Annotated in this window: 13 protein-coding genes and 1 pseudogene; 5 read left to right on the forward strand and 9 right to left on the reverse strand. The window is 70.7% G+C overall.

The features are described from left to right. Positions 1–10: 10 nt before the first annotated feature. From OHA05_RS09920 to OHA05_RS09955, 8 genes and pseudogenes are all read right to left on the reverse strand, one after another. Positions 11–1,606 (reverse strand): fused response regulator/phosphatase, encoded by a 1,596-nt coding sequence (locus OHA05_RS09920; protein ID WP_313946719.1) that lies wholly within the window; start codon positions 1,604–1,606, stop codon positions 11–13. 69 nt (positions 1,607–1,675) lie between these two features. Beyond that, the gene (gene pulA, locus OHA05_RS09925; protein ID WP_328860346.1) at positions 1,676–7,000 is read right to left on the reverse strand and encodes a pullulanase-type alpha-1,6-glucosidase; all 5,325 of its coding nucleotides are present in this window, start codon (positions 6,998–7,000) and stop codon (positions 1,676–1,678) included. A 154-nt stretch (positions 7,001–7,154) separates the two neighbouring features. Continuing rightward, positions 7,155–8,534 (reverse strand): annotated as a pseudogene (locus OHA05_RS09930) (alpha-amylase); the annotation flags it as partial. Between the two features lie 357 nt (positions 8,535–8,891). Continuing rightward, positions 8,892–9,965 (reverse strand): LacI family DNA-binding transcriptional regulator, encoded by a 1,074-nt coding sequence (locus OHA05_RS09935; protein ID WP_391839693.1) that lies wholly within the window; start codon positions 9,963–9,965, stop codon positions 8,892–8,894. Beyond that, a complete protein-coding gene (locus OHA05_RS09940) occupies positions 9,950–11,620 on the reverse strand; it encodes a glycoside hydrolase family 13 protein (protein WP_313946716.1) in 1,671 nt (556 codons plus the stop codon). The genes OHA05_RS09935 and OHA05_RS09940 overlap by 16 nt, the downstream gene beginning before the upstream one ends. A 100-nt stretch (positions 11,621–11,720) precedes the next feature. Next, positions 11,721–12,650: a sugar ABC transporter permease gene (locus OHA05_RS09945; RefSeq protein ID WP_313946715.1), complete on the reverse strand. Its 930-nt coding sequence runs from the start codon at positions 12,648–12,650 to the stop codon at positions 11,721–11,723. A 63-nt stretch (positions 12,651–12,713) separates the two neighbouring features. Then, the gene (locus OHA05_RS09950) at positions 12,714–13,712 is read right to left on the reverse strand and encodes a carbohydrate ABC transporter permease (protein ID WP_313946714.1); all 999 of its coding nucleotides are present in this window, start codon (positions 13,710–13,712) and stop codon (positions 12,714–12,716) included. A gap of 131 nt (positions 13,713–13,843) precedes the next feature. Continuing rightward, positions 13,844–15,115: an extracellular solute-binding protein gene (locus OHA05_RS09955; RefSeq protein ID WP_313946713.1), complete on the reverse strand. Its 1,272-nt coding sequence runs from the start codon at positions 15,113–15,115 to the stop codon at positions 13,844–13,846. A gap of 354 nt (positions 15,116–15,469) precedes the next feature. Here OHA05_RS09955 and OHA05_RS09960 point away from each other — a divergent pair, with 354 nt between their 5' ends. The 3 genes from OHA05_RS09960 (at position 15,470) to OHA05_RS09970 (ending at position 19,123) form a co-directional block, all read left to right on the forward strand. Continuing rightward, entirely contained in the window at positions 15,470–17,107 is a 1,638-nt protein-coding gene (locus OHA05_RS09960) for a glycoside hydrolase family 13 protein (RefSeq protein WP_328860347.1), read from the forward strand. A gap of 25 nt (positions 17,108–17,132) precedes the next feature. After that, a complete protein-coding gene (locus OHA05_RS09965) occupies positions 17,133–18,164 on the forward strand; it encodes a LacI family DNA-binding transcriptional regulator (protein WP_313946711.1) in 1,032 nt (343 codons plus the stop codon). Between the two features lie 86 nt (positions 18,165–18,250). Continuing rightward, entirely contained in the window at positions 18,251–19,123 is an 873-nt protein-coding gene (locus OHA05_RS09970; RefSeq protein WP_328860348.1) for a phosphatase PAP2 family protein, read from the forward strand. A gap of 90 nt (positions 19,124–19,213) precedes the next feature. Here the strand turns inward: OHA05_RS09970 and OHA05_RS09975 are convergent, their stop codons facing one another. Then, the gene (locus tag OHA05_RS09975) at positions 19,214–22,201 is read right to left on the reverse strand and encodes a bifunctional [glutamine synthetase] adenylyltransferase/[glutamine synthetase]-adenylyl-L-tyrosine phosphorylase (protein WP_328860349.1); all 2,988 of its coding nucleotides are present in this window, start codon (positions 22,199–22,201) and stop codon (positions 19,214–19,216) included. 205 nt (positions 22,202–22,406) lie between these two features. Here OHA05_RS09975 and OHA05_RS09980 point away from each other — a divergent pair, with 205 nt between their 5' ends. Both OHA05_RS09980 and OHA05_RS09985 read left to right on the forward strand, forming a co-directional pair. Then, positions 22,407–22,919, forward strand: coding sequence for a pyridoxamine 5'-phosphate oxidase family protein (locus tag OHA05_RS09980; protein WP_328860350.1), 513 nt, complete (start codon positions 22,407–22,409; stop codon positions 22,917–22,919). A gap of 16 nt (positions 22,920–22,935) precedes the next feature. After that, positions 22,936–23,370, forward strand: a complete 435-nt coding sequence (locus OHA05_RS09985) for a VOC family protein (protein ID WP_313946707.1) — start codon at positions 22,936–22,938, stop codon at positions 23,368–23,370. The last annotated feature ends 53 nt before the right edge of the window (positions 23,371–23,423 follow it).

Raw genomic sequence — 23,423 nt, forward strand, 5'->3', positions numbered from 1 at the left:
GGGGCCGTGGTCAGAGCCCGGTCATCCGCAGGGCCAGCAGCGCCACATCGTCCTCACGGGTGCCGAAGCGGTCGAGCAGGGAGTCGCACAGCGCCTCGACACCCGGCGGCGCCTGGCGGGCCGCGTGGCGCAGCCGGTCCATCGAGACCGCCAGATCGGTTCCCCGGGTCTCGATCAGACCGTCGGTGACCATCAACAGCCGCTCGCTGCGGGCGAGCCGGACCTCAGCCGGCCGAGGGCGCCCCAGCCCCAGGCCGAGGAGCGGGCCCGACACCTCCGCGTAGCGGGCTCCTCCGGTGCCGTCGACGATCAGCGGGCGGATGTGACCGCCGTTGGCGATACGGGTGCGTCCGGTGGCCGGGTCGATCAGGGCGAGGCAGACCGTCGCCGTCGCCTCCGGGTGGTAGCGCTGGAGCATACGGTCGAGCCGGTGGAGCAGGACGGCCGGATCGGTCTCGTCGGTGGCGTACGCCCGCAGCGCGTGGCGCAGTTCGACCATCACGGTGGCCGCGTCGAGGGAGTGGCCGACGACGTCGCCGACACCGACGAGCAGGCCGTCGGCGGTGGCCAGGGCCACGTAGAAGTCGCCGCCGATCTCGGCGTTGCGCGAGGCGGGGACATAGCGCAGGGCCAGCTCCGCGCCCGGCAGGGCGGGCGGCTGCTGGGGCAGGAAACTGCGCTGGAGGGTGAGGGCGACATGGCGTTCCTCGGCCGCGGTGCGCAGCGTACGGGCCGTGAGGGCGGTGGTGTGCGCGAGCCGTCGCAGCAGCAGTGTGGTGTGCGGGTCGCGCCGGGGGCCGAGCGGGTACGCCAGGCAGACCGGCGGCTGGTCGGGGCCGCTGCGGGCGAGCAGCAGGGCCGCGCCGCCGGGGGGTTCGGGGCGGAAGAAGCCGGGGGGCCACAGCGGTGGCGGTAGGACGAGGGGCTGTACGCCGGTGCGGCCCTCCGTGCACCGCTCCATCAGCCGGGCCACCACCGCGCGTTCCTCGACGCCGGGCAGGCTTCCGTACCGCAGGGGGCTGCCCGCGTGCAGGGTCTCGTCGACCCCGAACACGAAGGCCGCCGCGGGGCCGCCGGTGAGCGAGCCGACCGCGCCGGCGGCGAGGTCGGCCAGCTCCTGCGGGCCGTGCGCACAGTGCAGTTCGGTGGTGACGGCGGCCAGCCGGTTCAGCCGGTCCGCCTGGGCCTCGGCGTCGTGCAGGGAACGGGCGCCGCGCAGGGCGGCGCGGACGACGGCCTCGATCTCCTCGGGCTCGACGGGGATCGTGAGATAGGCCTCGGCGCCGGAGTCGAGACCGCGGGTGCGGTCGCGCGGAGTGACGGCCGCGGCGCTGAAGTGCACCACCGGAATGGCGGCGATCTCCGGATGGGCCTTGATACGGCGGCAGAGCTCGAACCCGCTCATGTCCGGCAGCCCGACATCGACCAGTGCCGCGTCCGGCAACGCACCTGATCTGAGCCGGGCATCCAGCTCGATCAGGGCGTCGCCGGCACACGCGGACGGCACGACCAGGTGTCCCGCTCGGCGCAGTACGGCACCCATGGCATAGCGGTTGGCCTCGAGGTCGTCGACGACCAGGACCGTGGTGCCGTCCGCTTCGTTCATCGTGCGCTCCCGTCGAACCGGGGAGATGGTGCCTCTCCGTAGTCGGTCCACTACGCTAGCGCGATCGGCTCAGCTCCGGGTGAAGACGGCGACTGTTCGCCCGGGTACCGAGAAGGTGCCCGAACTCCTTTCGTAGGAGGAGGTCTTGGTCACGGCGTCGGTGCCGGTCGCCTGGACGGGGTGCAGGGCGTACGGGGCACCGGTCAGGGCCTCGATCCGCTGGGTCCTGCGCTGCGGGGTGGAGTTGAAGACCACGACCAGGTCACCGGCCCGCATGGTGATCACACCCGGTGTCTCGTCCGTGCCGGACAGCGGGAAGGAGACCGCGGACTGGACCTGCTCGGCGGTGCCGAGACCGAACGCCTTCTCGGTGGTGCGGATGGTGAGCAGATCGCGGTAGGCGGCCGACGCTCCCGTGATCTGCGGGCAGCCCACCGTGAGAGCGGGGGCGGTCAGCAGCGGTTTCGCGTAGGGCCACTTGGGCCGGTTGTCGGCCGCGGGCGGCAGTCCGCGGCCGAAGCCGTTGCCGTCCCGGCAGTCCCAGTGGATGGCGTTGAACCAGTCGCCGCTGTCGTAGGAGTTGCGGTCCAGCGACTTGGAGCGCAGCAGGTCCGTGCCCGCCTGGGAGAGCGCGGGGCCCTGGGAGAGTGCCGCCGTGGCCATCGCCAGCACCTGCATGCGCGCCCGGTCACCGGGTGAGGTGGTGGCGGGGAGCTTGAAGGCGAGGGCGTCGTACAGCGATTCGTTGTCGTGGGCGTCGGCGTAGGCCAGTGCGTCGCCGGGGGCGGCCGCGTACCCGGCGGGGGCGCCGTTGTAGTCGACCTCGGAACCCTTGACGCTGCGGCCCGCGGTGTCGGTGAAGGTGTACCCGGCGAGGTTGCCGGTGAGCCCGACCTTGATCAGGTCCTGGTAGTGGAGCAGCCGGGCCTTCTGCTGGGCCTCGGTGCCGTTGGCGGGCGAGGAGTTGGGGTCGGTGAACAGTCCGGAGGCGAAGCCCTGCACACCCGGGTCCTCGTCGAACGGTCCGCCGCCGCGGACCGCGTCACGGGCCCGGTCGGAGAAGGTCGCGATGCCGGTACCGGCCATGTTCTTCTGCGTCGCCTGCACGAACCGGGCGTCGTCGGCGATCTCGCCGAAGTTCCAGCCCTCGCCGTACAGGACGATCTTCTTGCCGTCCACGCCGTCCCGTGCGGGGGTGAGGGCGTCGAGCGCCTTGCGGACGGCCAGGATGTTGGCCTTCGGGTGGTGTCCCATCAGGTCGAAGCGGAAGCCGTCGACCTTGTACTCCTTCGCCCAGGTGACGACGGAGTCCACCACGAGCTTGCCCATCATGGCGTTCTCGGGCGCGGTGTTGGCGCAGCAGGTGGAGGTGGCCACGGTGCCGTCCGCCAGCAGGCGCTGGTAGTAGCCGGGCACGATCCTGTCGAGTACGGACTTGTCGGCCTGGCCGCTCGCCACGGTGTGGTTGTAGACGACGTCCATGACCGTGCGCAGCCCGGTCCCGTTGAGGGCCTGGACCATCTTCCGGAACTCGACCGTGCGGCGGGTGCCTTCGGGATCGGAGGCGTACGAGCCCTCCGGCACGGTGTAGTGCAGCGGGTCGTAGCCCCAGTTGTAGGCGTCCTTGGCGGCCGCCGCGGCGACGCAGGCCTGCTGCTCCTCCGAGTCGGGGGCGTAGACCGAGAGGTCGCAGCCGGGCTTCGTCCGGTCGGCCCTGCGCTCGGGGATCGTGCCGATGTCGAAGGCGGGCAGGAGGTGGACATAGGACGTACCGCTCGCGGCGAGGGACGACAGGTGCTTCATCCCGGCCGATGCGCGGTCGGTGAAGGCGAGGTACTCGCCCGGGTGTTGCGAGGTGCGGTCCGCGACCGAGAAGTCACGGATGTGCAGTTCCTGGATCTGCGCATTGCGCAGCGGCACCGCCGCGGGCTTCCTCAGGGTGCGCCAGCCGGCCGGGGCGAGCTTCGGGTCGGCGAGGTCGACGAGGAGGCTGCGGGCGGAGTCGGTGGTCAGGGCGGTGGAGTACGGGTCGGTGACCTTGTTGGTCACCAGTTTCCGGACGCTGGGCGCCCAGACGGTGACGGCGTACCGGTAGGGCTTGCCGGTCCAGGACTTCTTGCCGGTGACCGACCAGACGCCCGACGAGTCGTCCCGTCGCATCGGGACGCTCGTGCCGTCGAGTTCGAGGGAGACGGAGCGCGCGGTCGGCGCCCAGAGGGACAGGGAGGGGGTTCCGTGGCGGAAGACCGGTCCGAGGGCGGCCTTGGTGGCCGCGGGCGCGTACAGGTCGTCGAGGATTCCCGCGGTCTGCACACCGGTGGCGGCCAGCAGCGCTCCCCCGGCGGCCCGCTGGGTCGCGATGACCTGACCGCGCAGGGCGCCGCGCACACGGTCCCGGTCGCGCGGGTCGACCGTGAAGGCCGGATAGTCCTTGAGGTGGGGGTACTTGGCCTTCTGCGCATCGGTGAGCGCGGCTGTGCCGAGCCGCAGCCAGCGGCCCTCGTCGCTCAGCGCGCCGTCGACGACGGAGATGCCGCCCTTCTCGGCGTAGACGAGCTGCTGGCTGGTCGCCTCGGTCGCCTTCACCTTCCAGACGACGGTGTTCCGGTCGATCCACTGCGCCTCGGACGTCCCGAGGTCGAGCGAGGGCGCTCCGCCGGTCTGCGGGAGGAGGTACTTCGGCTGTCCGGCGAGCAGCCGGACCTCGTTGCCGTACGTCGCCAGGTCCAGCGACTGGTCGGTGGGCAGGTCCTTCTGGTCGCCCTTGTGGAGGATGTAGCTGAGTGAGCCGGCACCGGCGGCGAGCGGCACCTCGAAGGTCGCTCCGTAGGCGTCCGTGCGCACGGGCTGGAGGGGCTTGGACCAGTCGGTGGGGTTCGCGGCACCGGCCCAGGTGTGCAGACCCCAGCCGTCGTAGTCGCCGTCCGGACGGTGGTAGTGCAGGACGGCCTTCGTCTTGTCCTGCGGCGGGTACGCGCCGTCGGGGGCGCGGTCCGTCTGGGCGTCCTTGCCCTGGGCGATCCACACCTCGCCGGTGCGGGCCAGGTCGACCGTGCGCTGCGGGCCGTCCGCCGTGCCGTTCTTCTCCACGGTGTACGGGAGCGTCGAAGTGTCGTCGTCGAGCGTGATCCAGGCGAACGCTCCGTAGGCGTCGCGGCCGGTGAACGCGGCGGTGGTGGAGCCGGACTTCAGCTGCCAGCCGTCGTAGTCGCCGTCGGGCCGCTGGTAGTGGACGACCACGTGGTCACGGTCCACCGCTCCGGGCTTCTCGGGCGGCGGCGCCTGGCCGGCGGTCGTCGAGGCGAGCGCGCTCGCGGTGCGGCCCGCGGCGTCCACCACAACCGCCTTGTAGCGCAGGGGCGTTCCGGCGGGCACGGTGGTGCCGATGTGCTGGGTGACCTTGTAGGGGGCGTGGTCGGCGGTGCCGAGGGTGCGCCACGGGCCGTTGCCGACCTGCGCGGCGAAGACGACGCGGGCGAGCTGCCCGCCGTCGGCGTCGGCGGCGATCTCGACGGTGCCGGTGGCCCCGGCGGCCGGTGCCTTCAGGCTGATCACGGGCTTCGCGGCGGGCGCGGGCTGCGGCGCCCCGGCCCGGAGCACGACGGACGACAGCGCGGGCACGGTGACGGTGACCTTGCGGGCCGCGTCGCTGCGGGTGGTGGCGGTGCTGCCGTAGATCCCGCGGAAGGCGGTGTCCGCCGAGCCGGTGGTCACCTCGACCGTCTTGGGCGCCGTGCCGTTGTTGACCGCGACCAGGTACTCCGTCTTCCGCCGGGTGTCGGTACGGGAGAAGGCGTACACGGAACCCTCGGCATAGCGCTGCTGCTGGACGCCGTCCCGCAGCGCCGGGTGGGCCGTGGTCAGCCGGGAGAGCGCGGCGATCGAGCGGTAGAGCGGGTGCCCGGAGTCGTAGGCGTCCGAGGCGTGCGTACGGTCCGTGCCGAGCTGGTCGTCGTCCAGGTAGTCGGGGGTCCTGGAGGCGAAGAGCGTCTGGCGGGCGTCCTTGTCGCCGCCGGCTCCGGTGAAGCCCTGCTCGTCGCCGTAGTAGATCACCGGGTTGCCCCGGGAGAGGAACATCAGCTCGTTGGAGAGCCGGGCCCGGCCGAGCAGTTCGGCGTCGTCCGCCGTCGGGTTGTCCTGCTTCAGGAACGTCCCGATACGGCCCATGTCGTGGTTGCCGAGGAAGGTCACCTGCTCATAGGCGTTGGCCTTGTCGGTGGTGTAGCGGTAGTCGTCGGCGAACACCTTCGCGAGCCGGTCGGCGGGGGCGCCCTGGGAGGCGTAGGCGCGGGCCGCGTCCTGGAAGGGGAAGTCGAGGGTGGCGTCGAGCCGGCCGCGGGTGACGTACGGCGAGGTGACGGCGGTGTCCGCGGAGAAGACCTCGCCGAACATGAAGAAGTCGTCCCGGCCCTGCTTCGCCGCGTACGCGTCGAGCGCGGTCGCCCACCGGGTCCAGAAGTCCATGTCGACGTGTTTGACGGTGTCGATACGGAAGCCGTCGATGTCGAAGTCGCGGACCCACTTCTGGTAGATCCGCTCCATGCCGGTGACGACCTCGGGCCGCTCGGTCCACAGGTCGTCGAGCCCGGAGAAGTCCCCGTACTCGGAACTCTCGCCCGCGAAGGTGGAGTCGCCGCGGTTGTGGTACATCGTGGGGTCGTTCAGCCAACTCGGCACCTTGGCCGCGGTGTTGTCGCGAGTGACCGGGGTGTAGGGGAAGGAGTCCGCGTCCACCGCGGGGACGCCGGCCCGGTCGTCGAAGGGACGGCCGGACGCGTCGAGGTAGGGATACGCGCCCTTGGGGCGGTAGCCGTACTTCTTCTCGGCGTAGTCGACGGTGTCGGCGGTGTGGTTGGTGATGACGTCGAAGAAGACCTTCATGCCTTTGGCACGGGCCTTGTCGATGAGGGTTTCCAGGTCCTTGTTGGTCCCGAAGTGCGGGTCGACCTGGGTGAAGTCGGTGATCCAGTACCCGTGGTAGCCGGCGGAGGCGTCCTTGCCGGTGCCCTGGACGGGCCGGTTCTTGAAGATGGGCGCGAGCCAGATCCCGGTGGTGCCGAGGCCCTTGATGTAGTCGAGCTTCTTCGTCAGGCCCTTGAGGTCACCGCCCTGGTAGAACCCCTTGTCGGCGGGGTCGTACCCGGTGTCGAGCCGGTCCCCCTGGAGGCCGCCGCGGTCGTTGGCGGGGTCGCCGTTGGCGAACCGGTCGGGCAGCACGAAGTAGAACTGCTCGCGGGTCAGGTCGTGCCGGGCCGGTTCGGCGGCGAGCCGGGCGTCGGACGGTGGGCCGGGGGCCTTGGTCTCGGCCGCGACCGGCGCGGCGGGTACGAGCGCGGCGCACAGCGCCCCGACGATGCCGACGACGGCTCTGCGCGGTCGTCCGGTTCGGAACACGGTTGTTCTCCTTGGGTAGTCCTGCGCGCGCGGTGCGGCCCGGCGGGCGGGCCCGGGATGTGCGGGACCCGCCCGTGGGGACGTGCTGTGCCGACGCGCGGCGAAAGGGATCCGGCTCGGATGCCCGTCGGGTGCGGCTGTGTGTCTGTCAGCCGCAGCTGCGGGCGCCCGTGTGCAGCGCCACCGCGGTGTTGGGGCCGAGCGTCGTCGTGAACTGGCCGGAGCCGTTCACCGTGACCGCGCGTCCCGACTGGACGTCGCAGTAACCGCCCGCGGGCAGCGACGTCTGGAACGTCCGGGTCAGCGACCCCGTCTCGTGGTTGATGGCCACATACGCCTTCGAACCGCGCCCGAAGGCGATCTGGTCACCGCCGTTGTCCCACCAGTTGCTGACGGCCTGCCCGCGGGCCACGTTGCGGAAGGCGACCATCGACCTGATCTCCGGCCAGGCGTGCTGGCACTTCCAGCCGTCCTGCCAGCACGCGTTCACCGTCCCGCCGTTCGGCGGGCCGGCGTCGCGGTCGGAGAACTCGTAGCCGGAGTGCACGTCCGGGGAGCCGTAGGGCCAGGCCAGCATGAAGACGTTCGCCAGCGTGTAGTCGGCGCCGTTCTTGTAGGTGAGGGTGTCGCCGCCGCGCTCGGTGTCGTGGTTGTCGACGAAGACCGCCGACTTCCCCGACTCCATGTAGCCCCAGCCCTCGCCGTAGTTCTTCAGATAGGCGAGGTTCTCGGCTGTGAAGACCCGCTTGAGGTCGCGGGCGTAGCGGAACTCCTGGACGTCGCCGTTGCCGAGGTACTCGCTCGGCGAGACGGCCTCGCCCGCGCCGAAGATGGCTTCCTGCTTCCAGTACACGGACGGCTTGCTGAGCCGGGACTTGATGTTCGCGAGGTCCCCCGCCGGCATGTGCTTGGCCGCGTCGATGCGGAAGCCGTCGACGCCGAGCGAGAGCAGGTCGTTGAGATAGGCCGCGATGCGCCCGCGGACGTAGTCCTCGCCGGTGTCGAGGTCCGCGAGGCCCACCAGCTCACAGTTCTGGACATTGCCGCGGTCCTGGTAGTTGCTGATGTGCGCACGGCAGTCGTCCATGTCGGCGCCGGACCAGATCCCGGGGTAGGTGTACTTCGTGTACGACGAGCCGCCGGTGCCGGTGCCGTCCGCCGACGCCATGTGGTTGATCACCGCGTCGACGACGACCTTGACGCCGGCGGCGTGACACGTGTTCACCATCGCGGCGAAGGAGGCGCGGTCGCCGAGCCGTCCCGCGATCTTGTAGCTGACGGGCTGGTACGAGGTCCACCACTGGCCGCCCTGGATGTGCTCCTGCGGCGGGGAGACCTGGACGTAGCCGTAGCCGGCGGGGCCCAGGGTGCCGCTGCACGCGGTGGCGACCGATGCGTACTTCCACTCGAAAAGGACAGCCGTGACGTCCTTGTCCCCCGGCGGTGCCGCCTGCGCGGTGCCCGCCGGTGCAACCACACTCACCGCCGCACACGCCACCAGGGCGAGTGCCGCGGCCAGAGGTCTGCCGGCCATTGTTCCTCCTGCATGGGGGGAGGTGCGGGTGACGGAGAAGCCTTGTCCGGCAACGCGCCGTGCCCGTAAGGCCTGTGAGGGTTCTTGCTGCAAGGCAGCAGAAAGTTATTGCGGTCGCGACCGTACGATTCCGCCGGTCCGCGGTCAACCCTTTGGACACACTGGTGTTGCACCGTGGAAATCTTGCGGTTTCCCAACTGCAAGCTCTTTCGCAAGACTTGCAGCGGTGTTAGTTTTCAGCCATGACTCCGGGCCGGTCGGCCGGGGGGCCGGCCTGTCCGGACCCCACGCGCCCGGCCGGCCGGTCCGGTCACGCGCTCATCCGCGCGGTGAGCCGAACGGGCCCTCGGAGCACGCCTACCGGCGCGCCTGCGCGGTGCTGCCGCGGACCACGAGTTCGGGCTGGAACACATACTCCGTGCTCTGCACCGGACTTCCCTGGAGTTCCTCCAGCAGCGCGCCGACCGCGGCCGCCGCCATCGCCTTCACCGGCTGGCGGATCGTCGTGAGCGGCGGGTCGGTGAACGCCACCAGCCGTGAGTCGTCGAACCCGACCACCGAGAGGTCGTACGGCACATGGAGCCCGCGCTCCCGGGCCGCCCGGATCACACCGAGGGCCATCATGTCGCTGCCGCAGACGACAGCGGTGCAGTCCTTCTCCAGCAGCGCACCGGCCGCCGCGTGGCCGCCCTCGACGCTGAACAGGGAGCGCTCCACCAGTTGTTCGGCCGCCGCGCGGGTGTAGCCGAGGAGGGAGACGAGCCCGTCCAGAAAGCCCTCGGTCTTGCGTTGCGCCGGCACATAGCGGACGGGGCCGATCGCGAGGCCGATCCGCTCGTGCCCCAGCTCGGCCAGATGGTTCACGGCCGTCCGCATCGCCGCCCGGTCGTCGCAGGAGACGCACGGCGCGCTGATCTGCTCGCTGTGGCCGTTGATGAGGACGAACGGGACTCCCCGGGCCGCGAGTTCGGCGTAGCGCGAGTGATCCGCCGAGGTGTCGGAGTGCTGCCCGGACAGGAACACGATGCCGTTGACACCGCTCTCCTGGAGCTGCTCGACGAGCTCCTCCTCGGTGGCGCCGCCGGGCAACTGCGTGCAGAGCACCGGGGTGTAGCCGTGCCCGGCCAGCACCTGCTCCAGGGCCTGGGCGAAGGCGGGGAAGATCGGGTTGGTGAGTTCGGGCGTGAGCAGCCCGACGAGGCCCGCGCTGCGCTGCCGCAGCCGCACGGGCCTCTCGTATCCGAGCACGTCGAGCGCCGCGAGCACCCGCTGCCGGGTGCCGCTCGCCACACCCGGCTTGCCGTTCATGACCCGGCTGGCGGTCGCCTCGCTGACCGACGCCTGAGCCGCGATGTCCGCGAGCCGCGGGGCGGCGGCGCCGGTCTGGACGGCGCCGCCCCGCGACGGAGGAATCGTCACACCGCCCACCAGACGGTGGTGTCCGCGGGCAGTACGGCCTCGCCGTCGGTGATCCGCACGGCGCTGTTGGCGAGAAGGACACGGCCGGCGGCCGGGACGCGCACGGCCGTGCCCGTCGTGTTGACGGTGCAGACGAAGCCGCCCTCCCTGCGGAAGGCGAGCACGCCCTCGGGGGCGTCGAGCCACTCGACCGTGTCGCCCGCGCCCAGCGCCGGGTGCTCGCGCCGCGCCGCGAGAGCGCTGCGGTACAGCTCCAGCGTCGAGTCGGGGTCGCCGGTCTGCGCCTCGACGCTCAGCTCCGCCCAGCTGTCCGGCTGCGGAAGCCAGCTGCCGCCTTCGCCGAAGCCGAACGACGGGCCCTTCGCGGTCCACGGGATCGGCACCCGGCAGCCGTCGCGGAAGCCGTCCTGGCCCTCGGTGCGGCCGAAGGCGGGGTCCTGGCGGACCTCGTCGGGCAGGTCGGTGACGTCGGGGAGGCCGAGCTCCTCGCCCTGGTAGACGTAGGCGGAGCCGGGCAGCGCCAGCATCAGCAGGGTGGCGGCGCGGGCGCGCCGCAGCCCCAGTTCACGGTCGCCGGCCTCGCGGATCTGGGTGCCCGCGGGCGGACCGGCGAAGCGGGTGGCGTGCCGGGTCACGTCGTGGTTGGAGAGCACCCAGGTCGCCGGGGCGCCGACGGGCCGCATGGCGTCGAGCGACTGGTCGATGACCCGGCGCAGCTCCGGGGCGTCCCAATGGGTGCCCAGGTACTGGAAGTTGAAGGCCTGGTGCAGTTCGTCGGGGCGTACGTAGTTGGCGGTGCGCTCGACGGTGGGGGTCCAGGCCTCGGCCACAGCGATGCGGTCGCCGGGGTACTCGTCCAGGATCGTGCGCCAGCTGCGGTAGATCTCGTGGACGCCGTCCTGGTCGAAGAAGGGCATGACATCGTTTCCGAGCAGCTTCAGCTGGTCGCTGCCGCCGAGGTCGGGCAGGCCCTCGGCCTTGACCAGGCCGTGCGCGACGTCGATCCGGAAGCCGTCGACCCCCATGTCGAGCCAGAAGCGCAGGATGGAGCGGAACTCGTCGGCGACGGCGGGGTGTTCCCAGTTGAAGTCGGGCTGCTCGGGCGCGAAGAGGTGCAGATACCAGTCGCCGGGGGTCCCGTCGGGGTTCTCGGTACGGGTCCAGGCGGGGCCGCCGAAGATGGACTCCCAGTCGTTGGGCGGCAGTTCGCCGTCCTCGCCCTTGCCGGGGCGGAAGTGGTAGCGCTCGCGCAGGGCCGACCCCGGGCCCTCCTTCAGCGCCCGCTTGAACCACTCGTGGGCGTCCGAGGAGTGGTTGGGCACCAGGTCGACGATGATCCGCAGACCGAGCTCGTGCGCGTCCCTGATCAGCGCGTCGGCGTCGAGGAGCGTGCCGAACATCGGGTCGATGGCGCGGTAGTCGGCGACGTCGTAACCGGCGTCGGCCTGCGGCGACGCGTAGAAGGGACTCAGCCACACGGCATCGACGCCGAGTTCCCTCAGATACGGCAGCCGGCTGCGGATGCCGGGAAGGTCGCCCATGCCGTCGCCGTTCCCGTCGGCGAAGCTGCGGGGGTACACCTGGTAGATGACGGCGTCTCTCCACCAGTCCGCGCCGGGCGCGGTCGTCTTGGCGGCGTGATGGGCGTCAGCCAGGTACTGGGTCATTCTCGATCCCTCTGAGGCTCGGTGCAGCGATGGGGGCGAAACATCAGGCAGCAGGGGCACCCGGCCGGTCAGGCGGCCGGGCGCCCCGGTTCGTGGGGGGTCAGGACTTGGCGGCGCCGGCGGTGAGACCGGTGACCAGGTGCCGCTGGACCAGGTAGAAGAACAGCGAGGCCGGGATGGCGATGAGCACGGAGGTCGCGGCCATCAGGTCCCACTGGGTGTCGTGCTCGCTGATGAAGGTGGTCAGGCCGATGGCGAGGGTGTACTTGTCGTCGCTGAGCATGAAGACCGACGCATAGGCGACCTCGGCCCAGGCGGTGAGGAAGGTGTAGAACGCCGCCACCGCCAGGCCCGGCCGCGCCAGCGGCAGGATCAGCCGGTAGAAGGTGCCGAACGGGGTGAGTCCGTCGATGCGGCCGGCCTCGTCGATCTCCGCGGGGATGGTGTCGAAGTACCCCTTGAGCAGCCAGGCGCAGTACGGGATCGCCGTGGTGCAGTAGACGAGGATCAGCGCCCAGTAGGTGTCGAGCAGGCCGAGGTTCGCCAGGATGTTGTAGAGCGGCACCATCAGGATGGCGACCGGGAACATCTGCGTGACCAGGAAGGTCCACATCAGCTGCCGGTGGCCGGGGAAGCGCATCCGGGAGACGGCGTAGCCGGAGCTGGCGGCGATGAAGACGCCGAGCAGGCACGTACCGAGCGCGACGATCATCGAGTTGACGAACCACTGGAGGAACGACGTGTCGCTCAGGACCGTCGTGTAGTTCTCGAAGCTGATCTTGCCGGCGATGTCGCCGGGGTGCAGGAAGTCGCTCTTGTCGGGACCGAGGGAGATCCAGGCGATCCAGCCGATCGGGAACGCGGCGATGAAGCTCGCGAGGATCAGCGCGCTGTGGATCAGCACGGAAACCGAGCGGGGACGCTCGCCGCGCTTCAGCGGGCGCTTGCCCGCGGCGCGTCCGCGGGGCGGAACGGCGGCGGTGGATTCGGCGGCCGGTCCCGCGGCCGGGAGATCTGCTGTGGTGCTCATGGGGTCGCTCCCCTCTCTTTCGTCAGGACTGCTTCTGATGGCCCGTTGGCCGTGTACGGACCGTCAGACGGCCTTCTCGTTGCGGGCCAGCCAGCGCCGGTAGAAGGAGGCGAAGACGATGAGCATCGACAGGATGATGACGCCGTAGGCGGCGGAGCCCGCGTAGTCGCGCGGCTCCTGCCCGAAGCCGAGGCGGTACGCCCAGGTGACGAGGATCTGGGCGTCGGTGCCCGAGTTGTTGCCGAACAGCAGGAAGATGACCACGAACTGGTTGAAGGTCCAGATCACTCCGAGCAGGACGACCGTGCTGCTGACCGAGCGCAGACCCGGGAGCGTCACGAAGCGGAAGCGCTGCCAGGGGGTGGCTCCGTCGACCTCGGCGGCCTCGTAGAGCTCGGGCGGGATCGACTGAAGACCGCCGAGCAGCGAGACCATCATGAAGGGGACGCCGACCCAGGTGTTGACCATGATGGCGGCGGTCTTCTGCCAGAACGGCTCGCTCAGCCAGGCCGGGGTGGGCAGATGCGCCCATTCCAGCACCATGTTGAGGACGCCGCCGTCGTCGGCGAGGATCAGCCGCCAGGCGAAGACGGTGACGAAGGTGGGCACGGCCCACGGCAAGATGAGGACCATCCGGTAGAAGGTGCGGCCGCGGAGCTTGCGGTTCAGCATCAGGGCGAGCCCCATGCCGATGCCGTAGTGCAGGGCCACACAGACGACGGTCCAGACGATCGTCCAGGTGAAGTGGGGCCAGAACTGGTGGTCGCCGCCGGAGAGGATCTCCGTGTAGTTGTCGAGGCCCACCCACGAGAAGCTGTCGGGGATCTCGTTGACGCCGATGGTCCGGCCGACGTTCTGGCTGTTGGCGTCGGTCAGCGACAGATAGATGCCGCGGGCCAGGGGGTAGAGCACCAGGACGCCGATGACCGCCACCACGGGGGCGACCATGGCCCAGGCGTACCAGTTCCGGTTGTACGACTGCCTGATACGGCTCATCGGCCCGGGACGCTGCCCAGCGCCACGCCGGGTCTTATCGCTTCCGCCCTCGACGGCGACGGTCATCTTCGACACCTTTACGACAGATTCTCAGCAGGGTGTACGGCGTGGTGGCACGGCCCGGTTCCGGGCCGCACCACGACGGGCGGCCGTCCGGTCCCGCCCCTGTCGGGGCCGGTCCCGGACGGCCGACGGCCTTAGGAGAAGTCCTTGAGCAGCTTCTTGTAGGACTCGGCGGTGGTGTCGAGACCCTTCTGCGTGCTCACCTTGCCCTGGAGGATCGCGGTGAGGTTGGTGCCCAGGTCGGCGAAGAGCGAGCTGTACTCGGGCAGTTCGGGACGCGGGCGGGCGGAGCCGGCGAGGATCGCCTGGAACTCGGTGATGCCCGGGGTGGCCTTGACCTCGGCGGTGTAGGCGGAGGTACGGGTCGGCAGCGTGCCGTTCTTCAGCGCGATCTTGGCCTGGGTCTCGCCCGAGGTCATGAAGCCGACGAACTTCTGGGCCGCGGCCTGGTGCGCCTTGTCGGAGCCGGCGTACACGGAGAGGTTGTGGCCGCCGGTCGGGGCGCCGGCCTTGCCGGTGGCGCCGGCCGGGACGCCGGAGATGCCGAGGTTCGCCTTGTCCTTGAACGCGGCGCCCTTGTAGATGTTCGTGAGCTCCCAGGGACCCTGGAGGATCATCGCGACCTTGCCGGTGTTGAACGCGTCCATCATGTGGGCGTACGAGTCGGCGGTCACGTCGAGCTTGGAGACACCCGGGGCCTTGAGGAGGTCCTTGCTCGCGTCCACGGCCTTGACGGCCTCGGGGGAGTTGACGGTGATCTTCTTCGCCTCGGCGTCGACCATGTCGGTGCCCTCGCCGAAGAGGAAGGGCAGCTCGAAGTAGGCGTCGGCGCGCAGCGTGAAGCCGTCGACCTTGGCCTTCTCCTTGACCGCCTTGGCGACGGCCTTGACCTCGTCCCAGGTGGCGGGCGCCTTGTCGTAGCCGGCCTTCTTCAGGATCTCCTTGTTCCACATCAGGCCGAGGGAGTCGGTGACGAAGGGGGCGCCGTAGGTCTTGCCCTCGTACTGGGCCTGCTTGAGGAGCGAGGGAGTGATGTCCTCGGTGTTCTTGAGGGCGTCGGTCCCGTCGAGGGGGGCGAGGAACTGCGACTTGGCCCAGGCGGCGGTCCAGCCGACCTCGGCGCGGACGATGTCCGGCGCGCCCTTGCTGCCGGCCGCGGTCTGGAACTTGTTCTGCGCCTGGTCGAACGGGACGTTGACGTACTTGACCTTGATGTCCTTGTTGGCCTTCTCGAACTCGGCGATCATCGCCTTGTACGTCGGCGCCTCGTTCGTCGCGTTGGACGTGTCCCACCAGGTCAGGGTGACCGGGCCGCCGGCCTCGTCACCGCTGTCGTCCCCGCCGCACGCCGTCGCTGCCAGTGCCAGTGCCGCTACCAGCGCGGTGGCCGCTATGCCACGCCGCATGTGAACTCCTTCAGAGATGCCCGAGATGGCGGAGGCCGGGGGCCTCCCGCCGACCGCTCCCTCGCGGCGCCGGGTTCGGCAGGAACGTAACAAGGATGAAAGGAAGCGGAAAGACCTTGCGGCAATTTTCTGCAAGGACGGAGGATCGTTACATCCACGTGTCCGGAGAGTTGCCGTTGTATCGCTTGACGGTGGCTCCTCCGACCGCTTCCGTGCGCCCCCGCAATGACTTCCGCAAGATCTTGCAGAGCTGATATTTTGATTCCCGAGCACCGTCACCAAGCGCCCGCACCCACGTTGACCTCGTTGGTTGTACGTCCCCCCGCCTCCGGACCGTACGAGAGGGACCCACTCATGACCCACGAACTCGCTCCCGCCGTCGGCCTCCCCGCGCCCACGGCCGCCGAGGGACAGAGCCTTGCAAGCTCTTCCAGCGAGGGCCGCGACTGGTGGCGCGATGCCGTCATCTACCAGGTGTACGTCCGCTCCTTCGCCGACAGCGACGGCGACGGCATCGGCGATCTGCGCGGCGCCACCGAACGCCTGCCGCACCTGGCCGAGCTGGGCGTCGACGCCGTATGGCTCACCCCCTTCTATGCCTCCCCCCAGGCCGACGGCGGCTACGACGTCGCCGACTACCGGGCCGTCGACCCGCTCTTCGGGGATCTCGCCGACGCCGACGACCTGGTGCGCACCGCCCACGAGCTGGGCCTGCGGGTGATCGTGGACGTCGTCCCGAACCACACTTCGGACCAGCACCCGTGGTTCCTGGCCGCGCTCGCGGACCCCGACCCGGAGGGCGCCCGCCGGCGCTACCACTTCCGGCCCGGCAGGGGCGCGCACGGCGAGCTGCCGCCGAACGACTGGGAATCCGTCTTCGGCGGACCCGCCTGGACCCGCACCCCCGACGGCGCCTGGTACCTGCACCTCTTCGCACCCGAGCAGCCCGACCTCAACTGGGACGACCAGGAGGTGCACGAGGAGTTCGACTCCGTCCTGCGCTTCTGGCTGGACCTCGGTGTGGACGGCTTCCGCATCGACGTCGCGCACGGCATGGTCAAGGCCGCCGGGATGCCGGACATCGGCCACGGGGAACAGGCCAGCCTGATCGGTTCCCAGACACTGCCCTTCTTCGATCAGGACGGGGTCCACGAGATCCACCGCGGCTGGCGCAGACTGCTCGACTCCTACCCGGGCGAGCGGATCGGGGTCGCCGAGGCCTGGGCACCCAGCGCGGAACGGCTGGCGCTGTACGTACGGCCCGACGAGCTGCACCAGGCCTTCAACTTCCAGTTCCTGCGGTGCCCGTGGGAGCCGGCGGCGATGCGCAGCGTGATCGACGAGTCGCTGGCCGCCACCGCATCGGTCGGAGCGCCCACCACCTGGGTGCTCTCCAACCACGACGTGGTCCGCCACCCCACCCGCTACGGCGGCGGCGCACAGGGACTGCGCCGCGCCCGCGCGGCGGCGCTGCTGATGCTCGCGCTGCCCGGCTCGACGTACATCTACCAGGGCGAGGAGCTCGGACTCCCCGAGGTCACCGACCTGCCGAGCGAGGTGCGCCAGGACCCCGCGTTCTTCCGGGCGGCCGGGCAGGACGGTTTCCGCGACGGCTGCCGGGTGCCGATCCCGTGGACCGCGAAGGGCCCGTCGTACGGCTTCGGCGAGGGCGGCAGCTGGCTTCCGCAGCCCGCCGAATGGGGCGCACTCTCGGTGGCGGCCCAGACCGGCGACCCGCTCTCGACGCTGGAGCTCTACCGCTCGGCCCTCGCCCTGCGCCGTCAGCTGCCGGGCGGCCCGATGCGGTGGCTGCCGGGGCCGGACGGACTGCTCGTACTGGCTCGAAACGGCCTGGTCTGCACCCTCAACACCACCGCGTCGACGGTCGAACTCCCCACGCCGGGACGGCTGCTGATCTCCTCCGATGCCATGGACCAGCCGGGCGACACAGCCCGTATTCCGGCTGATTCCTGTGCGTGGTGGGCAATCTGACGTGCGCCCGGTACAGTCCAATCCTGTGACCGCACGGCTTGCCGACATCGCAGCCCAGGCGGGGGTCAGCGAAGCCACAGTCAGCCGCGTGCTCAACGGCAAGCCCGGTGTGGCCGCAGCCACCCGCGAATCCGTACTCGCCGCGCTCGACGTGCTCGGATACGAACGCCCGGTGCGCCTGCGCCACCGCAGCGCCGGACTGGTCGGTCTGATAACCCCGGAGCTCGACAACCCGATCTTCCCGGCTCTTGCCCAGGTCATCGGCCAGGCACTGACCCGGCAGGGGTACACCCCCGTCCTGGCCACCCAGACACCGGGCGGCTCCACCGAGGACGAACTCACCGAAATGCTGGTGGACCGGGGCGTGTCCGGCATCATCTTCGTCTCGGGACTGCACGCGGACACCACCGCGGACATGCAGCGCTACGACCAGTTGCGCGGACAGGGCGTGCCCTATGTCCTCCTGGGCGGCTTCTCCCCCAAGGTGAAAGCACCCTTCGTCTCGCCCGACGACCGGGCGGCGATGCATCTGGCCGTGACCCACCTCGCCTCGCTCGGCCACACCCGGATCGGCCTGGCGGTCGGCCCGAAGCGGTTCGTTCCCGTGCTGCGGAAGATCGAGGGTTTCCAGCAGGCCATGGAAATCCAGCTCGGACTCGCCCCCGAGGAATCGGAAGAGCTCATCCAGCACTCCCTCTACACCCTCGAAGGCGGTCAGGCGGCGGCCGGCGCCCTGATCGGGGAGGGGTGCACCGCCGTGGTGTGCGCGAGCGACATGATGGCGCTCGGCGCGATCAGGGCCGCCCGCGGGCTGGGCCTGGAGGTGCCGCGCGACGTCTCGGTGGTGGGTTTCGACGACTCCCCGCTCATAGCGTTCACGGATCCGCCGCTGACCACGATCCGGCAGCCCGTGCAGGCCATGGGACAGGCAGCCGTCCGGACCCTGCTGGAGGAGATCGGGGGCACCCCCGCCCCGCACAGCGAGTTCATCTTCATGCCTGAGCTGGTGGTTCGCGGGTCGACGGCGTCGGGCCCCGGAGCCGCTGTCCGGGGCTGACTCCTCCCTGAGTCGGACCGGGTGCGAGGGGAACCAGACCGGGGGATGATCGGTCGGTGGGCGCGCATCTGGCAGACTCTCGTCCCATGGGTGAAACGACCGTGAAGAGTTTGGAAGGCCGGACGGCCACTCCGTCACCCATGACGGACGAGGTAGCCGAAACGCCGCATGTCCGGCGTACCCGACTGCAGACTCTCCGGTCGCCGCGCCGGCCCCGGATCTGGTTCGAAGTCCTGCTGATCGCGGTCAGTTACTGGACGTACTCGCTGATCCGCAACGCCGTGCCGGAGCAGAAGACGCAGGCGCTGCACAACGCCGACTGGATCTGGCGCGTCGAGCAGACACTCGGCATAGCGGTCGAGCAGTCCGTCAACCATGCGGTGAACTCGGTGACATGGCTGATCGTCTCGATGAACTACTACTACGCGACGCTGCACTTCATCGTGACGATCGGGGTGCTGGTGTGGCTGTACCGGTGGCATCCGGGACGGTACGCGGCCGCCCGGCTCGCCCTGTTCGCGACGACGGGTGTGGCCCTGGTCGGTTACTACCTGTATCCGCTCGCACCCCCTCGGCTGATGAGCAACCAGGACTTCGTGGACACCGTGCTCGTCCACCACACCTGGGGCTCGATGGCCTCGGGCAACCTGAAGAACATGTCGAACCAGTACGCGGCGATGCCGTCGATGCACATCGGCTGGTCGCTGTGGTGCGGCCTCATCATCTGCGCGGTGGCGACCGCCCCCTGGGCACGCATCCTGGGCCTGCTGTACCCGACGGCGACGCTGGTCGTCATCGTCGCGACGGCGAACCACTTCTGGCTGGACGCGGTCGGCGGCATGCTCTGCCTGGCCTTCGGCTTCGCGCTCTCGTACGTCTGGTTCGGCGCTGCGCCGCACCGGCTGCCCCGCCTGCCGGAGAGCGGGAGCAGGAAGCGCCTGCTCCCCGCCCGGGCCTGATCCGGCCGCTCCCGGCTCGGCGGGCCCACCTCCGCAGACGCACGCGGGCCTTCGGCTGCACGCAGCCGCGCCTGGGGCCGCCGGGACCGCTCACGCGCCGTAGAACAGCACCTCCACGACCGCCCGCGCCCGTCGCGTGATCCTCCGGTAGTCGTCGAGCATGTCGCCCACGTGCCCCGGTCCGTACCCCAGGTACCGTCCGACGGCCGCCAGCTCGCGGCTCTCCGAGGGGAACGTGTCGCCGGCGCGGCCGCGGACCAGCATCACGGCGTTGCGGACGCGGGCCGCGAGGACCCAGGCCTCGTCGAGGATCTGCGCGTCCTCCGTGCCGATCAGGCCCGCCGCGTGCGCCGCGGCCAGTGCCTCGCGGGTGCGGGTCGTCCGCAGTCCCGGTTCCGCCCAGCCGTGCTGCATCTGCAACAGCTGGACCGTCCATTCGACATCGCTCAGACCGCCGCGCCCGAGTTTCGTGTGCAGTGTGGGGTCCGCGCCCCTCGGCAGCCGTTCGGACTCCATCCGCGCCTTCAGCCTGCGGATCTCGCGGACCGCGTCGTCCCCGAGGCCCTCCGCCGGATAGCGCAGCGGGTCGACCAGCTCGATGAAGCGGGTGCCGAGCTCCCGGTCCCCCGCCATCGGTTCGGCCCGCAGCAGCGCCTGGCTCTCCCACACGAGGGCCCACCGGCGGTAGTACGCCTCGTAGGAGCGGAGCGTGCGGACCATCGGCCCGCTCTTGCCCTCCGGACGCAGATCCGCGTCGATGAGCAACGGCGGGTCCGACGTGGGAAGTTGGAGCAGCCGCCGGATCTCCAGGACCACGGCGTTCGCGGCCCGGGCGGCCTCCTGCTCGTCCACGCCCTCGCGCGGTTCGTGCACGAAGAGCACATCCGCGTCCGAGCCGTAACTCATCTCGTGCCCGCCGAAGCGCCCCATGCCGATGACCGCGAACCGGGTCGGCAGTTCGTCGCCCCACTGCTGTCGTACGGCCGCCCGGAGCGCGCCCGCGATCGTCGCCGCGTTCAGGTCGGTGACGGCGCCCCCGATCTGGTCGACCAGCGCGCCCGTGTCCGTCTCGGCGGGGCTCTCCTCGGTGCCGTACGAGCCGATGAGGTCGGCGGACGTGGTGCGGAACAGCTCCCGCCGGCGCACCCCGCGGGCCGCGGCGACGGCGCCCTCCGCGGTGTCGGCGCGCCCGACGGCCGCCAGGATCTCCTGTTCCAGGTGGTCCCGGCCACGCGGCTTCAGTCCCTCCGGGTCACCGAGGATGGCGACCGCCTCCGGCGCCCGCAGCAGCAGGTCGGGCGCGAGACGCCCGGCGGATAGCACGCGCGCCAGATTCTCCGCTGCCGCCCCCTCGTCCCGCAGCAGCCGCAGGTACCAGGGCGTCTTTCCGAGCGCGTCGGACACCTTGCGGAAGCCCAGCAGCCCCGCGTCCGGGTCGGCGGAGTCGGCGAACCAGCCCAGCAGGACGGGCAGCAGGGTCCGCTGGATCGCCGCCTTGCGGGTGACCCCGGAGGCGAGGGCCTCCAGATGGCGGAGCGCTGCGGCCGGGTCCCCGTAGCCGAGCGCCTCCAGCCGCTGTCCCGCCGCCTTCGGGCTGAGCCGGGTCTCGCCGGGGGTGAGCTGGGCGACGGCGTCGAGCAGGGGCCGGTAGAAGATCTTCTCGTGCAGCCGGCGCACGACCGACGCGTGCCGCCGCCATTCCTTGTTGAGCTCGGCGACCGGGTCGGTACGCATCCCCAGCGAGCGTCCGAGGCGCCGCAGATCGGCCTCCTGCTCGGGCACCAGGTGCGTACGCCGCAGCCGGTACAGCTGGATCCGGTGCTCCATGGCACGCAGGAAGCGGTACGCCTCGTCCAGCTGTGCCGCGTCCACCCGGCCGACGTATCCGCCCGCCGCCAGCGCCTGAAGGGCCTCCAGGGTGCTGCCGCTGTGCAGGGTGGCGTCGCTGCGCCCGTGCACCAACTGGAGCAACTGCACGGCGAACTCAACGTCCCGCAGTCCGCCGGGGCCGAGCTTGAGCTCGCGCTCCACCTCGGCCACCGGGATGTTGTCGACCACCCGGCGGCGCATCTTCTGCACGTCGGGGACGAAGTTCTCCCGCTCCGCGGCCTGCCACACCAGCGGCGAGACGGCCTCGATGTAGTCCTCGCCGAGGGACGGGTCACCGGCGACGGGCCGGGCCTTGAGCAGCGCCTGGAACTCCCAGGTCTTGGCCCAGCGCTGGTAGTACGCGAGATGGCTGGACAGCGTCCGCACCAGCGGCCCGTTGCGGCCCTCGGGCCGCAGATTGGCGTCCACCGGCCAGATCGTGCCCTCGACGTTGGTCTCGGAGCAGATCCGCATGAGGTGGGAGGCCAGCCGGGTCGCGGCCTGCATCGCCTTGCTCTCGTCGGCGCCGTCGGCAGGCTCCCCCACGAAGATCACGTCCACGTCGGAGACGTAATTGAGCTCGTGGCCGCCGCACTTGCCCATCGCGATGACGGCGAGGCGGCACTGGGCCGCGTCGGCGGGGGCGGCGCTGCGGGCGATGGCGAGCGCGGCGCGCAGGGTGGCGGTGGCGAGGTCGGCCAGTTCGGCGGCGGTCTGCGCGACATCGGTCGTCCCGCACACGTCACGGGCCGCGATGGACAGCAGACAGCGCCGGTAGGCGATCCGCAGCGTCACCGGGTCGGCCGCGTCGGCGAGACACCGCTCGAACTCCTCGACACCCGGGTGCAGGTCCGCCGACTCGTACGTGGCCAGCGCCCGCCAGTCGCCCGGGTGCCGGGCCAGGTGGTCGCCGAGCGCCTCGGAGGCACCCAGAACGCCGAGCAGCCGGTCGCGCAGCGGCTTCGCGCTGACCAGGGTGTCGAGCAGGACGCTGCGGTCGGACGGTTCCTGTCCCTCCACCAGCCGTACAAGGCTGCGCAGCGCCAGGTCGGGGTCGGCGACGGCGCCGAGCGCTTCCAGGAGCACCGGGTCGGTCCGTACGGATGCCATGTCGGGGAGTTCGAGGAACCGCTCGGCCTCCCCCGGGTCGGTGAAGCCGTGCCGCAGCAGTCGGGTGAACGTACTGCTTCTGCGCCCCGGCACCGTCATCCCGCGGTCTCCTGTCGTGCGTACGAGCTGTCGAGCATCCGATCAAGGTCCGGATTCGAGCGTAGCCGCCGGGGGCCGCGGGGGACCCCTCGAGGGCCTGTCCACCCGCCCGACGCGCCCCACCGATGAATACGGGCGAGGCTCGCAGTCACCACTGTGGGGGCCCCCAGGACCCGACGCGCATCCGACCCGAGAGGACCGTGCCATGGCCGCGAACAGCCCCGTGACCGAACTCGACGCCCGCTACAGCGAGGAGAAGGCCACCGCCTCGGACTGGTCGGAGGCCGTCGACCACCTGAGGACCGCGGAGGTGTTCTGGCTGTCGACCGTACGCCCGGACGGCCGCCCGCACGTCACCCCGCTGATCGCGGTGTGGCACGACGGCGGACTGCACTTCTGCACCGGTCCCGACGAGCGCAAGGCCAAGAACCTCCGGGAGAATCAGGAAGTGGTCCTCACCACCGGCGCGAACGCCCTGAACGAGGGCTACGACCTGGTGCTGGAGGGCACCGCGGCCACCGTGAGCGACGAGGCGCGGCTGCGTGCGCTCGCCGGTGCGTATGTCGAGAAGTACGGTGCGGACTGGACCTTCGAGGTCCGTGACGGCGCCTTCGTGGGCGACGGCGGGACAGCCCTGGTCTTCCGTGTGGAGCCGCGTACGGCCTTCGGGTTCGCCAAGAGCCCCTACAGCCAGACGCGGTGGCAGTTCACCCAGTGAAGGGAACGGCACCCCGATGGAATGGACACTCGAAGTCGTCATCCTCCCGGTCGCGGACCTGGACCGGTCACGGGGCTTCTACGAGGACACCTGCGGATTCGCGGTCGACACCGACACCGAGATCGGCCCGGGCATGCGGATCGTCCAGCTGACCCCGCCCGGCTCCCGCTGCTCGATCGCCCTCTCCAGCGGTCTCCCGCCTGCCCCGGGCCAGCACGACATGGCGCCCGGCTCGGTCCAGGGGCTCCAGCTGTGCGTCACCGACATCTACCAGGCGCACGCGGAACTGCTCGAGCGGGGCGTCGAGGTGAGCAACGTGCAGCACGTCGGCGCGAGCGGCTCGTGGGAGGAGGGCCGCGGGGACACATGGAACGCCTTCATGTTCTTCAAGGACCCGGACGGCAACGGCTGGGTGGTCCAGGAGGCTCCGGCCCCGCTCTCGGAGCGCTGAGCACCGGGCCTTCGCGCCCGCGCCCTGACCTACCGACCCCTTTCGTCCCTTGC

The sequence above is a fragment of the Streptomyces sp. NBC_00306 genome (assembly GCF_036169555.1).
GTDB lineage: Bacteria > Actinomycetota > Actinomycetes > Streptomycetales > Streptomycetaceae > Streptomyces > Streptomyces achmelvichensis.